The sequence below is a fragment of the Bifidobacteriaceae bacterium genome (genome assembly GCA_031281585.1).
In the GTDB taxonomy this organism is placed as follows: domain Bacteria; phylum Actinomycetota; class Actinomycetes; order Actinomycetales; family WQXJ01; genus JAIRTF01.
In genome coordinates this window covers 1-14,294 of record JAITFE010000097.1, presented here as the reverse complement: position 1 = coordinate 14,294, position 14,294 = coordinate 1, and the positions used below count along the sequence as shown (strand labels likewise).

The window sequence follows — 14,294 nt, the reverse complement described above, 5'->3', positions numbered from 1 at the left end:
AAGTCGCCCGTCCGGTTCGTGTTGAACCTCTCATCCCGCCAACACACCCACTTCGCGCCCGGCAACTGCGACATCAACACATCCGCGAAATAAAACGCCACCCGCTCCTCCAACCGGAGAAACTCCGGCCACCGCATACCCCTCGGCAAAGGCCAAGGCTCGGTTACCCTGGTCCACACCGGCAGCCAGTCAGCGCCATCGTCCCAATCAGCGCCCGCCACCACCGCAACCCTCAGCCAATCGTCCAACAGACCCAACGAACCCGGGGTGCCGTCCAACACCGGCCCGCCCGTCGCATCCGCCAACCGCCGCAACTCATCCACACGCTCCGGCCCGGCCGACACGAACCGGTCGAACATCGCGTCAAAGAACGCCCAAAACCCGCGGGTTCCCAGGTTGAACGGGTTGTTCCACACACCCCGCGCCTCCGCGATCGCCCTCTCAATATCAGCTTTGCTCGCCATCGCTCACTTCCTCGGCAAATAGATGGTGTACAGGATCCCGGCCTCGCGAAGGGCCTCCAGCAACTCTGCGCCGGAGCCGGACCCCGACCCGCAGGCCGTCAGTAGCCGCGCCGTTCACCAATCTTCGCCCTGATCCGGCTCCCCTTATACGGGCCGCGGTTCACCCCCGCCTCATCCCCAGTCGGCGCCGCCTGGAAATCCAAAGGCTTCCCCTCCGCCTCCCACTCGGCACGGTGCCGCGCGTACTGCTCCAGTCGCCCGGGCAGGGCATACGCCTCATCAGGTTGATAGTCAAGGTCGGGCGCACTGAAGAGACCACTCCAGGCGTTCGCGATGGCCCCGCTCGCTACCTGCAACGGGTCGGCTGGAGTCGGGAACGTGCCGATATCCACCAGGAAATCCCCGGTCCGGATCAGGTTGAATTCTTCACGCCGCCAGCACACCCACTTCGAACCCGGCAAGCAGGAAATCAACACGTCCGCGAAGTAGAAGGCCACCCGATTCTGCAACCGACAGTACTGCCCGTGGTCCAGCCCGCCGGGCGCTCGCCACAGCGCGCCGACCCTCCCGTTGATGAACGCCTCCCAATTAGCGCCATCGTCCCAGTACACGCCCGCGTCAACGGGGACAGCCAACCACTCGTCGAGTGGGCCCAACGACTCGGCGGAGCCGTCCAACTTGGGACCTCCCGTCTTCGCAGTCAACGCCCTCAGTTCGTCCAGACACCGGTCGTGGATTGCCATGAACCGCTCGAAAACGGCGTCTTGAACCGCCCAAAACCCCCGCGTGCCAAGCCGATAGGGATTATCCGGCACTCTCTGCGCGCCAGCCGCCACCCGCGCGATCTCCGCCCTGCTCGCCATCGCTCACGTCCTCGGCAAATAGATTGTGTACGGGATCTCGGCCTCGCGAAGGGCCTCCGTGAACGCCGCGTCCGGGGCGGTCCGCAGGCCGTCAGTAGCCGCGGCGTTCACCAATCTTCGCCCTGATTCGGCTGCCCTTGTACGGGCCGCGGTTCACCCCCGCCCCATCCCCAGTCGGCGCCGCCTGGAAATCCAAAGGCCTCCCCTCCGCCTCCCACTCAAGACGGCGCAACACGTGGCGGTCGAACTCCGAACGCAGGGTGTACTTCTTAGTCGGCTCGTAGTCGCGGTCCGATGGGTCCAACAAAGTCGGCCAAACCGAAGCCATGGCGCTCGCGGCGCTGTCCAGAGGCGCAGCCGGGGTGGGGAACGTCCCCTTGTCGAGCAGAAACTCCCCCGTACGATTCAAGTTGAACTCCCTCTCGCGCCAGCACACCCACTGCGAACCCGGCAACTGCGAGATCAGCACGTCCCCGAGATAAAACGCCAGCCGCTCTTGCAGCCGATAATAGGGCGGTCGTTCCAGACCCAACGGCAAGGGCCCGGCACCCGTGGGAAGTCTGGCCCACACCGGCAGCCAATCCGCCGGATCATCCCACTGGCCATGCGCCATCAACCTCGACAACCAATCGTCCAACAACCCCAACGACTCGGGGCTGCCGTCCAACTCGGGACCACCCGTGTCCGCCACCAGGGTCCGTAACTCGTCCAACCGTTGCGGTTTGGCGGCCATGAACCGGTCGAACAACGCATCCTGAAACGCCCAATACCCCCTGGTGCCCAGGTTGAACGGATTGTCCCGCACAGTCTCGGCGTCCGCGATCGCTCTGGCGATCTGATCTTTGCTGGCCATTCCTCAGGTCCTCGGCAGGTAGATGGTGTACGGGATACCAATGTCGTCCAACGCCTCGAGGAGCGCCTTGTCCGGGCCGAGGGCACCATTGGGGGTCTCTTTGGCGAAGAACACCCACTCTATCTTGGAGAAACCGATGTGGTCTGCCAGGTCCGGCGTCCTGCGCAGTTGCTCCAGCAGAGCGGCGTCGCGGGTGATTTGCTCCCGGATGCGGCTTGAGTAGCGAATCCAGCCGATCTTGTGCTCAAACGCAGTGAACTCTTGCGCGCCGGGCATCCTACCCACCGAATCGTAGAACCGGTTAACTGTACCCATCGATTCGTCCAGATAGGCAATCTCCGTAGCCCGCTTGGGTTTGCCCCGCGCCAAGTCCAGCGTGGTGTCGAACCATTCTTCGCACTTCGCCTCGGTGGACAGGTCCAGATCGTCGCCGCCGGCGGTCTTTGGCGGGGTGTCGACCTTCTTGGCGCCGGTGAGCACGTCTTCGGCGTGCTTGGCGCCGCTCCGGTGGCGGCCGATCTCCGCGACCGCCTTGGCGAAGGCCGGATCGTCCACGTCAACGTTCGGGTGTGCCGAAGCGACGTTTTCAAACAGATTCGGAGCGTTCTTCTCAAGAATCTCCTCGCTCTGGTCGACCGCTTCCTCCAACACTTTGGGCTTAGCTGCGGCGGCCGCATACGCCGCCGCCAGCGCAGATGCGCCGAGCGGGGCCGCAACAGCGGCCGAGAAGGCCTGCGCCGGTGACGCCGCGGCCTGCTCGGCGCGGCGGATGATGTCCAGCACCGAGTCCCCGACCGCCCGGTTGCGCAGGGCGACTCTGACTGAGTCAGCGCCTGCCCGAACCAGTCGGGCGGTAACGGCGTTGAAGTCTCCAATCACCTTGGCCGATTTGGCGGCGTCGCCGACAATCGGGAGCACCCCGAGCAGCGACAAGCCCGCAGCCGGGAAGTCGCCCTTTACCAAGTTCGCGATGGTGTCGCGGACGTCCGCGACACCGACCAGGCCGACGCCGCCCGCGATCTGGCCGGACAGGTAGGCCATCGTGTCGCCTTCGCAGAAGCCGAACACGCCCTCAACATCGCCACATAAGGTGCCCCGCAGGAACTCGTCGGCGTATTCGATCTTCCCGTATCTGCGGTCATACAGGCCCGGGTCGTAGCCTTGGCCGTCCTCGGCCCACGCGATCTCATCGGCGTCGAAGAAACCCTCACCGCCGTCGTCGTACCCGTCGCTGTCGGTGTTGTACCAGAGGGGGTCCAGACCCCAGTCGGCTTCCTCGGAATCGTCAACCCCATCGTGGTCCGGATCCGGGTCGAAGGCGTCCCAGCCGTTCGGGACCTCGGTCGCGTCATCCAGGCCGTCGCCGTCCGAGTCCGGTTTCAGCGGATTGGACAGCTTGTGGAAATACCACCCGTATTGGCCCCGGATCGGGTCGCCCAACTCGGCGTGGTCGCTCAGGCCGTCGCGGTCCGTGTCCGGGTCGTTCGGGTCGGAGACCGGGTCGAACTCGCGGTGGAAGTAGCCTTCCCGCAACCCCCATTCGATGCCGTCGTCCAGCCCGTCGCCGTCGGTGTCCGGGTTGCTCGGATCCGTCGGACCGTAATCCGGAGGCGTCAGCGACCCGGTGAACAACTCCCCCGAAGACAGCCCCAGGATTTCCTCGCAATCCAACACCCCGTCGCCGTCGCTGTCGGGCCCATCGGGGTCGCAACGGGGAACTGGGCCAGGATCCGGGTTGCGGCGGTCCTCTACGCCCCACATCAGCGGTAGGTCGGCAACGTCCTGCTCATTCCGGACCGTGTACAGGCCGCCCCCGGTGGACCGAGCGAAATCGCCGATCCAGGCCAAGTCTCCGGCCGACACCCGATCCCCGATCACGACCAGACTGATCTTGCATTCGGCCAGTTCCCCCGCGATCCTGTCCCGCTGCGGATCGGACCCAAGGTCGAAATAGGTCGCGACCAGCACCACCTCTCGGTACTTCGGGTCAATGGGCGGCGCACACGCGTACAACAGCGCCTTCGCGAGGCTCGGGGTCCCGGCAGCCCACCAATTATGCGACGCCGCATCGCGTGTGAAGACGGCGCATGGAAATGTCCCCTCGCTAGGGGCGCAACGCCCGGCGCCGTAGGTCCCCAGCTGGGTGGAATAGATCCCGCCGATAACCCATTCGAAATCACGCGCCTCAGCCATCAACTTATCCGAAACCAGCAGATGCAACAGGCCCGGATCGTTCATGGGCGTCGCCGACACGGCCTCAACCCAAACGTGGGCAAACGGCCGGTAGATGCGTCCGGCCTCGCCTGCGGTTTCCCCAGCATTCGGCCCCGCCTGCGCAGAAGGCTGGTCCGGCACCGCCCCGTAGACCGCCCGGTCCACCACCGCGAACGGGGAGAACGAATCCGTCGTCAAGGTCACCGTGCCCGCCTGGCAATCGACCACCTGGCCGACCGGCTGGTCCTCGACGCCCGTGGCCACGTCGATGTGGACGGCCACGACCTCCGAATCTGCCGTCAGCTTCGAGGGGTCGAACGGCAGGGTCAGGGTGCCGGACACGCCCTCTTCGACCAGCGCGTTGACCGGTGTGCCCAGCAAACCCGGGCGTTCCGTCAGCCGCAGGTCGCCGGAGGGAACCAGCTTGGAACGGGTTACGATGCCGCCCGGTCCGGTCACCGTCAACGAGGCGCCCTCCACGTCGCTGGGCGCCGCGAAGGTGAACTCGTCCTCCGCGTCCGGCACGCCGTCTCCGTCCGAATCCGCGGCCAGCGGATCCGTGCCCAATTGCGACTCAACCAGGTCCGTCAGCCCGTCCCCGTCCGAGTCCTGGGCCAGAGGGTCGGTTCCCGCTGCCAACTCGGTCGGATCGTCAACGCCGTCCCCGTCAGTGTCCGCCGCCAACGGCCGGAGGCCCAATTGGACCTCCTGGGCGTTGGTCAACCCGTCGCCGTCCGGATCCTCGGCGCCGTCCGCCACCCCGTTCCCGTCCGAATCCGCCACCCACGGGTCGGTGCCGGTGTAGAACTCGCCCGCGTCCAGCAAGCCGTCCCCGTCGCCGTCCGGGCCGTACGGGTCGGTGCCCGCCTTTAGTTCGGCCGCGTCCGGCATCCCGTCGCCGTCCGAATCGCCTAACTCGGTGTTGACCAGGTCCTTGTCTTTCAACTCGCACGAATACCAGGCGTTCGTGCCCGCTCCGCCCACGCAGGCGTCATGTCCCGCGTCCCCGTCCAAGGAGTCATTGCCGGCCTCCCCCCACAGCCAGTCGGCGCCCGCGCCGCCGGCCAGCGAGTCGGCGCCGTCGCCGCCCCAGATCCTGTCGTCGCCCGCGTCGCCCCAGAGCGTGTCGCCGCCGCCCGCGCCGGAATCCGTGATCCGGTCCTCGCCGTCACCGCCCCGGGCGGTGTCCGCGCCGTCCCCCGGCTCGATCACATCCGCGCCCGCTTCGCCCCACAAGGTGTCCCCGCCGTCGCCGCCGTCCAGGTAATCGTCGCCGGGCCCGGCGTGCACCGTGTCGCCGCCCGCCTCGCCGAAGACCCGGTCCTGGCCGTCCTCGCCCTTAATGGTGTCGCCGCCGTCGCCGCCGTACACCAAGTCGTCGCCGGGTCCCGCGTAAATGGTGTCGCCACCACCGTCGCCGTAGATGATGTCGTTCCCGGCTCCAGCCTTGATGGTGTCGCCCCCGCCACCGCCGCAGATCACATCATCGCCGTCAGTGCCCTTGAGGACCTCGCCCAGGTTGGTGCCCACAATGGTGCATTCCCGCGCCGGGTCGAACACCTCCCCATGCGACACGGCCCACGCCGGGGCCGGGGCCAGGGTGACCGCCAAGACCGCGCCTACCCCGGCCGCCACACCCCGCCGAACGCGGAAGGCCCGGCGCGACAACAGCCAAGGGAACACGGCGCGGGCCGGGTGTTGATTGGAACGGGCCGAATCGGCGAAGGGCTTCATCGTGGCTCCTAAGGTGAGGGAGGGCGTGGCACCTGGGTGTCCGAACAGCCCACATGTTACCCGAGCCCAGGCCGCCTATGTGACCCAAACTACGCAAGCACTTGGCAACGAGGCACCACGCCATCATTCCGCATTTTGGTCCGATCATTTTGGCTGCGGCGACTGGCGCATATTGGCCGGCCGCCGCCGCAGCGCCGAAGCGCGGCACCTCCTGTTGATGCCGCGATGCGCAAATGCTGATAGCATCAACGCATGAGAACGACCCTTGATCTTGACCCCAAGGTACTCGCGGTGGCCCGGTCGCTGGCCAGCCACGAGCGTATTTCGCTGGGCGCGGCCGTGTCGCGGTTGGCCGCCAGAGGTTTTGAGACGCCGCGGATCGGTGTCAACGAAGACGGTTTCCCGGTTCTGGCGGATGCGCCGGACGACCGCGTGATCACCAACGAGTTGGTGGCCGAGCATCGCGATGGCGACCCGACGTGACGGCCTATTTGCTCGACGTGAACCTGATGGTGGCCCTATTCGACCCACGCCACGCCTTCCATCCGGTCGCGCGCGCTTGGTTCGCGGGCATCGGCGAATTCGCGACCACTCCGCTGACCGAGTCCGCGCTCGTCCGGTTGGTGGCGAACCCACACGTCAGCGGTCAAACGACCGCCGTCGCCCTGGGTGCGCTGGCGGCCATCAGGCGTTTGCCCGGGCACCGCTTCGTGGCCGACGACTCTTCCCTCGGCGATCCCCTCATAGACCTCGACCATCTGTCCGGATACCGGCAGGTGACCGACTTCCAGCTGGTCAATCTGGCGGCCAGGCATGGCCTGGTGCTCGCCACTTTGGACAACGGGATTGCTCAGGCTTTGGCGCCGTTGGACAGGCGGCACGTGGAGGTCGTCACCGCTTGACGGCCACGCCCCGTGCGGCCTGATCGAGGACCGCGAATTCGGGTTGCGGACTGTATCGGGGGCCGATATAGTTCTTATATCGTGATCCGATATACCGTTGAGCGGTACATCGGCCATCGGAGAGATCAGCCTTATGGAGGACGCGGAAAGGATGGCGGCCATGCCCGGCGGCGTCGCGTTGACCGAGTCGGTCTACTACATCCTGCTCTCCCTGGCCCGGGGCAAACGGCACGGCTACGGCATCATGCAACAAGTCGAGGAGATGAGCGGAGGGCGGGTCACCCTGGCGGCGGGCACGCTCTACGGAGCGCTCTCCACCCTCGCCGGGAAGGGCTGGATCGAGGAACTGCCGGCGGACCCTGACTCCCGGCGGAAGGAGTACTCCCTGACCCAGGCGGGCCGCGAGGCCCTGACCTCGGAGTTGGGCCGCCTGCGGGAACTGGCCGCCAACGGCGCACGCGTTCTGGAAGGAGACCCACTGTGAACCTGGTCAAGCAGCGCGGGCCGAAGAGCGCCGCGAGGAAGCGCCGGGTGTTCACCGCGTCCGGCGGCTTCGAGGTGGAAGGCGACCCGGTCTTCGAGAAGCACCTGGCCAAGCTGCCGAAGGCGACAAGACGCCGTTTCTACATGTCCTTGATGGTCGACCCGACCGAGCGGTGGCTGAACAGGCAGGCCGCCCAAGGCTGGGCGGTCGTTGACAGCGGGCCGCTGCGTTTCGGCTTCGAGCGAACCCCGCCCGGCGAATACCTGGTCCGCTGCGAGGCCCTTGCCGCCCCGTATTTCACGCCCCAATCGCAAGAGTATTTGACAACCCTTGAGGAATCCGGCGCGGAGATCGTGGCCGTCCAGCAAAACGTGTCCCTGATCGCCCGGCGGCGCGCGGAAATGGGGCCGTTCGAGCTTTACAGCGACCTGGACTCACGCATCGCCTACACCAGCCGTTTCCGTTCTTGGGTGCGCAAGCGCCTGCGAATGACGGCGCTGGCGGAGTTGTTCGCGCTGGCGATCCTGCCCGCCTGCGCCGCGTTGGACTGGGCGGTCCACCAGGAGGTGGCGTCCTGGTGGCAGGCCATGAGGGAACTCGCGGCCTTTGGGCACGGCGTGTTCCTGTGGTACTTCGGCGCCCTCAGCGCCTTCGCCGCGGTTTGCGCGCTGCTCCTCGGCGTGGCCGGCGTCAAACTCACCCGCGAACTGGACCGCCTGTTCGCAGAACGGACGATCCATGAATAGGGCCGCCGGAGGTTGCCGCCAGACCGGCGTCCCCGGCCCGGTCTCCGCCCATCCCGTTTCCGCCGCACATCGCACGATGCCGTGCGGCGGCCACCAGCGCCACCGGCCGCCCGCAGCCCGGGCGGTTCAGGCGCCGCGGGCCAGCGGCCTTGGGGCCGTTTGGCCGGGCCGCCAACGGCGCACGCGTTCTGGAAGACCTATTTTGGAAGGAGACCCCCAGTGAATCCGATCAAGCGTCACGCCTCCAAGAGCGGTCCCGTGAAACGACGGGTGTTCACGGGGTCGGGAACCTTCGAGGTGGCGGGAGACCTGGTCTTCGACAAGCACTTGGCCGAACTGCCGAAGGCGACAAGGCGCCGCTTCTACATGTCGTTGATGGTCGACCCGATGGAGCGGTGGCTGAACGAACAGGCCGCCCAAGGCTGGGCCGTGGTAGGCGGCGGCCCGCTGCGTTTCGGCTTCGAGCAAACTCCGCCCGGCGAATACCTTGTGCGCTGCGAAATCCTCGCCACCCCGTACTTCACCCCCGAGTCCCAGGAGTACCTGGCCACCGTCGCAGAGTCGGGCGCCCAGATCGTCGCCATCGAGCAATCCGTGTTCTTGGTAGTCAGGCGGCGCGCGGCCCTGGGCCCCTTCGAGTTGTACAGCGACCTGGACTCGCGCATCGCCTACACCAGCCGAATCCGGTCGTGGATACGCCAGAGCGTGAAAAGGATGGCGCTCATGGAGTTGCTCGCGCTGGCGCTCATACTGGCCGCCGAGACCCTGGACTGGGCGACCCAAAGCGACCCCGGATCCTGGTGGGACGCGCTCCGGGGGCTCTTGACCGAATTGGCGGCCTTTGCCCACGGCGCGGTCTTGTGGTTCCTCTGCATCCTCTACGGCCTGTCCGCCATCTGCGCGATCCCCCTCGGCATTGCCAGCGCCAAACTCACCCGCGAACTGAACCGCCTCTCGGCGGAACGGGCAATTCACGAGTGAGGCCGCCAACCGGGGACGTAGCGACGGCCGCGGCCCGGGTTCCGGCGCCCACGGCATCGCCGATGCCGTGCGGCCGCCACGTGCGCGTACGGCCACTCGGCGCCCGGCGGCACACGGCGGCGTCCCCGGGCGCATGGTGGCGCCGGTCAGCGGTCGCGGAGCCGTTTGGCCAGGTCGCCTCCCCCGAACACCACCGCCAGACAAGCCGCCGCGGCAAAGAGAAGACCGAAGAACCGAATCAACGCGCGAACGCTGTAAAACCCGATCAAGGCGGGTTGGTCCGCTTGGGTTGCCCACAGCGCGAGCCAGGGAATGACGACGGCCAAAGCCACCGCGCTGACCACCAACGTCTCGACCAGCAACTGCAGGGCGACGTCGAGCCGGGAAAAGCCGAGCACGCGCCGCAACGCGAGTTCACCGCGCCGGGTGATCCACAGGATCGCGAGCATCGCGGCCGCGAGGGCCGCGCCGGCGGCCCAAGCGAATCGGTCAAGCCGGGTCTCCCAACCCGCGAGCGCCGCCCGCGCGTCATGCGCCGCAGACGAGGCGACCTGGATTCTGGGGTTTCCGGGCAGGTAGTAAGACCGGGCCAGGGCGGCCACGTCATCCTTCGCCCCGACCACGGCCTCAATCCAGCATTGGTCGACCTGATCGTGAACGCCCGTCCAGATGATCCAACGGTTCTGCTGCGGGGCGCGAGGCGACAGGTCGGCAACCCGCCCCACGGTGAACGACTCGTTTTCGACCGTGGCGAGGTCCTGCCCCGGCCGAAGCCCGACGTCGCGAGCCACCGCCGCGCCGACCAGCACCCCGACCTGGCCGGCGTCCCCGGAAGCCCAGGCGGGCGCCACCACCTGAAAGTAGCCAGCCGAGGCGGAAGCGGTCTGAATCGCCACGCCGGGCGCCTGCGCGGCGTGGACCGCGTTCCCAAACCGAATGCCGCCGGCCGCTCTGACCCCTTTGGCCCGGCCGATCAGTTCGCACACGCCGGCCGACAACGTCTCACCTTCGGGGTCTTTGACGATGAGCACTTCAGAGCCCGATTCGACGGCCTGGCGGTACCGCTCGTGGAAGCGCACCGCGGCCGTTCCGTCCAGAAGGCAAGACCCGCCGGCCAGGACCACGACAGTCGCCACCAGCAGCAAGGACCGGCCGAGCAGGGCCCGGCAGGTCGCCACCGCCTCGCGCACCACCACGGTCATGGCGCGCCCGCGTCCCAGGCCTGGTCTGCCGCCACGGCGCCATCCCTCAGCCGGACGATCCGGTGGAGTTGGCGAGCCAGGAATTCGTCATGTGTGGCGACCAACACGACGCGTCCCCTGGCGGCCGCCCTCAAGGCGTCCGCGACCAAGACCGTGTTGCCCCGATCAAGCTGGGCGGTGGGCTCGTCGGCGATGATCAGCGGCCGGTCCTGCGCGAAGGCCCGCGCCACCGCGACACGCTGCACCTCGCCGCCGGACAGTTCCTCGATCCGCGCCGCCGCCCTGCCCGCCAGGCCGACCTTCGCGATTTCGGCCAGAGCCCGCTCGCGGGCCCGGGCGATTGAAGTCGTTTGGCGAACGCAGCCCAACATGACGTTGTCCGCCGCCGAACGCTTGGCGAGCATGTGGATCGCCTGGAAAACCCAGGCCGTTTCGGCGCGCAGGGCGTGTCCCGAGGCGGACCGGCCGCTGGCGGTCGCCAAGACAGCCGTCCCGTGGGACGGCTCCAGCAGGCCGGCGGCCACCGAAAGCAAGGTTGACTTGCCCGAACCGGATGGGCCCATGATCGCGGTGGCGGTGCCGTCCATCAACGCCAGATTGACCGATGCCAGCGCGTCGCGGTCGGCTTTCCGGCCGTAGCGGTGCGTGACGTCCTCAATCGTCAAGCGCATGGCGGCAAATCTGGCAGAGCCGCCGGATTGACAAGGATCCCGACTGTCTGGTCCAGGGGTGTGGCCACGAAGGTGGCCGTCGCGTTGCCGGACACGACATCGACAGGCACGCCCCGCGGCCGGCCCGAGCGCCCGGAACCCGGCTGGGTCCAAACGCAGGTCCTTTCCCCCTGTGCCAGCACGGCGGTGGTCGGAACGCTGACCACCTCCCTGGGGGTCTTATAGCGGGCCACTCCGGCAACCGACTCGGCGCCAGGCGCGACTTGCTCCTGCAACAGGACTAGAACGTCCTGCGGCAGCGCGGAACCCTCCAGGTCGAAGGCTCCCTCCGGGGCCGAGGTTTCGAAAACCCAAGGCTGCTCGTCATCGAGCGGGGGCACGTTGCCCTCGAGATCTCGCAGTTCCGCGCCGGTCAGCGACTGGCGCCCGGTCGCCACCGGCTCTCCGGCCGCCGGGGCGGGCGAGCCGACCGTGACGCCGACTTCGCCAAGGCGCGTGTCAGCCTCCGGCAGCCAGATCACCCATGCCGGGTCGAACCCGTCCACCAGGTTTGGCTTTGCGATTCCCAATCGCTTGGATTGGAGGTCCTGGACTCCTCGGCTCGTGGACGCCGTCCAATCCTCGCCCTCGGAGCCGCCAAGGCCCAGGGCCGCCAGCGCCTGGTTGAGCATCAGCACGTCGGCTCCCAAGTCGCCCGGCCCAAGGAAGCGCCAGAAGGGCTGGTCGGTGACCAACGCCAGGCGGGCTATGCCGTCCACCCGCAGCAAGGACTGGCCGTTCGCCAGCACGTCTCCGGGGCGCGCGTCCACCCCCGTGACGGTCCCCTGCCAGGCGGGGGCGACCAGGTCGCGGCCCGGCGCCCATTCCAGGGACAAGACGGCCTCGAAAGACCCCGAAAGCGTGGCCGCCTGCGGGAGCCCGTACACCGGCTCGACGGCAGCCGCCGCCTGACTCAGCGGATCCTCAACGTTGGCGATCCACACGGCCGCCCCGGCCGGCGCCGCTGCGAGCGCCAACAACGTCAACGCCGCCACCGCGTCGGACAGCCGGACACTCGCCCGGCGGGGGCGCCTGGTGGACACGTCCAAGTCACCCATCTGGGGGCATCACGGTGAAATAGCCCGGGAATTGGTCGACACAATCGCCCCACTGGTCGACCGTCTCCGAGGTCATGGCGGCGAAAATCTGGTCGTCGTCCGCTTTTGCGGGCACTTCGATCCCAGCCGACTGAAGGCAGGCGATCACATCCGCCCGCGCTCTGTCGCGTTCCGCCGGAGACATGGCCAACTGGGCCACCCACACCAGGCCGACCTCGGAGGCGAACTCGTGATCGCAGCGCTCGTATTCGGCGTCATACTTGGCCAACAACTCGTCCATTTGCGCGTCATCGGCGGCGGTCATTTCATTTCCAAAGCCGAACTGGCCTTTCGACCATTCCGGCTGGTCCGGGCTGAACCCGGCGCCTTTCACGCATTCCCACTGCGCGAAAACGGCCCGCTCATATTCGTCCGGTCCCACCTTGCCATCGGCGAGAATCTCCCTTTGGAAATCGGTCGTCTCGCCTCTCAGCGCCTCGAAATCCAGCCCTTGAACCGGCTCGGCGCCCCCATTGGAACACGCGCCGGCCGCGACCGCCAAGACGGCGGCTAAAACCAACCCGTTGACACGCATCGCACGGCGCTCACTTCTTGATCCCCGCAGTCAGTCCTTGACCGCTGTCTCCATTTTGTGCTGTGCGCCCCACGCCGTCAAACCGCGCCAGGACCCCGGCCGGGCAGCCCAAGAATCGTCCCCGATGCCGTGTGCATGCTTATGACCTGCGGAAACGGCCAGCGAGAGACGCGGGCCCGGGCTCCCGGAAAGCCGAATGGGCAAGGGTCGTGTGACCAACATCACCATCGCGGGCGGGCGCCAGCCGGACCAGGCGACCCGGCCGCCCGCAGCCCGCGCGCCGACGGGTCAGGGGCCCAGCAGGGCAGCCGGGATGACCGCTATCCCGTCCTTGCGGCGGTACGCCTGCGAGCCGCAGGTGATGACCGCGCCGTCCGCGAAGTTGGCGCCCAGGCGGTCGCGGAGCCACAAAAGCTGCTTGACGTCATCGGCCACCGGGGTCGCCGTCAGCTTCACGTCCAACGCGACCACGCGGCCGGCGGAGTTCTCCACCACCAAGTCGACCTCGTGCTGGCCGCCATGCGTGCGCAGATGCCGCACCTCCGAATCGACCGCCTGGGCGTAGGTCTTGACGCTCATGGCGACCAGGTGCTCGAACAAGGAGCCCAGCAGGTTCCCGTCCCGCAGGTGCGAGCGGGTGCCCTGGCTCCCGCGCAGCAGCGCCCCCGCGTCCACCTTCAGCAGCCGGGCGGCCAGCGCCGGATCCGCCAGGTAGTGTTTGGGCGCCCAGGTCAGCCGTTCGATTCGGGCCTCCGTGGGGGACCACGCCTCGACCGGGTCCAACAGCCACAGCCGGCTCAGCACCTGCCGGTACGCGATCGCCGCCGGTTTGGACGGCTTGTCGCTGACCCCCGGCATGGCCGCGTCCAAAATGCGGTTGTAGCTGGTCGTGTTCGCCGTCGCGGCGGCGTAGGCCGCCATCCACTGCAGCAAAGCGTTCGGTTTGCGCACGGGATATCCCTGCTCCGGGAACTCGCGCTGCACCACGTTGGAGATGTACGAGTCAAGCAGCCGCCCCCGAATCCTCTCCGGCTGCGGCCGGATGGCCGGAAAGCCGGAAGCCGTGATCTCGTCCACATACTCCGCCAGCTTCAGCTTGGTCCGCCCGGTCGCCTTCGCCTCGCCCCGCAGCATGTCCCCCAGCGACACCGTGGTCTCCCCCAGTCCGCGTTCGGCCAGGGCCAGGGGCCGCATCATGAAGCTGACGATCCGGCCCGCCCCGGAGTGGACCTGCGTGCCGCGCGGCGGCGACGCGCTGCCCGCGATGATGTACTGGCCGTCCGCCACCCCCGCGTCCACCGATTGGCGCACACGGTCCCAAACTTCCGGCTGGCGCTGCCATTCGTCGATCAGCAGCGGCGGCGTCCGGGCTTCGATCGAATCCGGGTCCGCCTGGAACAGTTCGCGGTCCCGCACTTGGTCGAAGCTGATCACGCTGGCCGACCGCTGCAGCGCCGTCGCCGTCTTCCCGACCCCCTTGGCGCCGTAGATGTGGGTGGCCGCCAACCT

The 14,294-nt window shown here is 67.7% G+C and carries 14 protein-coding genes; 5 read left to right on the top strand and 9 right to left on the bottom strand.

The window, feature by feature from the left end:
* From LBC97_11140 to LBC97_11125, 4 genes are all read right to left on the bottom strand, one after another.
* Positions 1-464, bottom strand: a 464-nt coding sequence (locus LBC97_11140) for a hypothetical protein (GenBank protein ID MDR2566584.1), incomplete at its 3' end; no start/stop codon positions are given.
* 98 nt (positions 465-562) lie between these two features.
* On the bottom strand, positions 563-1,327 hold the full coding sequence (locus LBC97_11135; GenBank protein ID MDR2566583.1) for a hypothetical protein: 765 nt from the start codon (positions 1,325-1,327) through the stop codon (positions 563-565).
* Between the two features lie 91 nt (positions 1,328-1,418).
* Positions 1,419-2,180, bottom strand: a complete 762-nt coding sequence (locus LBC97_11130; GenBank protein MDR2566582.1) for a hypothetical protein — start codon at positions 2,178-2,180, stop codon at positions 1,419-1,421.
* Positions 2,181-2,183: 3 nt separating this feature from the next.
* On the bottom strand, positions 2,184-6,128 hold the full coding sequence (locus LBC97_11125; protein ID MDR2566581.1) for a hypothetical protein: 3,945 nt from the start codon (positions 6,126-6,128) through the stop codon (positions 2,184-2,186).
* A gap of 252 nt (positions 6,129-6,380) precedes the next feature.
* Here LBC97_11125 and LBC97_11120 point away from each other — a divergent pair, with 252 nt between their 5' ends.
* The 5 genes from LBC97_11120 (at position 6,381) to LBC97_11100 (ending at position 9,241) form a co-directional block, all read left to right on the top strand.
* Positions 6,381-6,611 carry a hypothetical protein gene (locus LBC97_11120; protein MDR2566580.1) on the top strand — a complete coding sequence of 77 codons (231 nt, stop codon included), beginning with the start codon at positions 6,381-6,383 and terminating at the stop codon, positions 6,609-6,611.
* Positions 6,608-7,030 (top strand): hypothetical protein, encoded by a 423-nt coding sequence (locus LBC97_11115; GenBank protein MDR2566579.1) that lies wholly within the window; start codon positions 6,608-6,610, stop codon positions 7,028-7,030. The genes LBC97_11120 and LBC97_11115 overlap by 4 nt, the downstream gene beginning before the upstream one ends.
* Before the next feature lie 97 nt (positions 7,031-7,127).
* The gene (locus tag LBC97_11110) at positions 7,128-7,514 is read left to right on the top strand and encodes a helix-turn-helix transcriptional regulator (protein MDR2566578.1); all 387 of its coding nucleotides are present in this window, start codon (positions 7,128-7,130) and stop codon (positions 7,512-7,514) included.
* Positions 7,511-8,260 (top strand): DUF2812 domain-containing protein, encoded by a 750-nt coding sequence (locus LBC97_11105; protein ID MDR2566577.1) that lies wholly within the window; start codon positions 7,511-7,513, stop codon positions 8,258-8,260. The genes LBC97_11110 and LBC97_11105 overlap by 4 nt, the downstream gene beginning before the upstream one ends.
* 219 nt (positions 8,261-8,479) lie before the next feature.
* Positions 8,480-9,241 (top strand): DUF2812 domain-containing protein, encoded by a 762-nt coding sequence (locus LBC97_11100; GenBank protein MDR2566576.1) that lies wholly within the window; start codon positions 8,480-8,482, stop codon positions 9,239-9,241.
* Between the two features lie 146 nt (positions 9,242-9,387).
* Here LBC97_11100 and LBC97_11095 read toward each other — a convergent pair whose 3' ends face one another.
* The 5 genes from LBC97_11095 to LBC97_11075 form a co-directional block, all read right to left on the bottom strand.
* Positions 9,388-10,443 carry a hypothetical protein gene (locus tag LBC97_11095; protein MDR2566575.1) on the bottom strand — a complete coding sequence of 352 codons (1,056 nt, stop codon included), beginning with the start codon at positions 10,441-10,443 and terminating at the stop codon, positions 9,388-9,390.
* Entirely contained in the window at positions 10,440-11,114 is a 675-nt protein-coding gene (locus LBC97_11090; GenBank protein MDR2566574.1) for an ATP-binding cassette domain-containing protein, read from the bottom strand. The genes LBC97_11095 and LBC97_11090 overlap by 4 nt, the downstream gene beginning before the upstream one ends.
* The gene (locus LBC97_11085) at positions 11,105-12,211 is read right to left on the bottom strand and encodes a hypothetical protein (protein ID MDR2566573.1); all 1,107 of its coding nucleotides are present in this window, start codon (positions 12,209-12,211) and stop codon (positions 11,105-11,107) included. Before LBC97_11085 ends, LBC97_11090 begins: the two co-directional genes overlap by 10 nt.
* On the bottom strand, positions 12,204-12,785 hold the full coding sequence (locus LBC97_11080) for a hypothetical protein (protein MDR2566572.1): 582 nt from the start codon (positions 12,783-12,785) through the stop codon (positions 12,204-12,206). Before LBC97_11080 ends, LBC97_11085 begins: the two co-directional genes overlap by 8 nt.
* 288 nt (positions 12,786-13,073) lie before the next feature.
* Positions 13,074-14,294: DUF4143 domain-containing protein (locus tag LBC97_11075; protein ID MDR2566571.1), on the bottom strand; the 1,221-nt coding region annotated here is incomplete at its 5' end.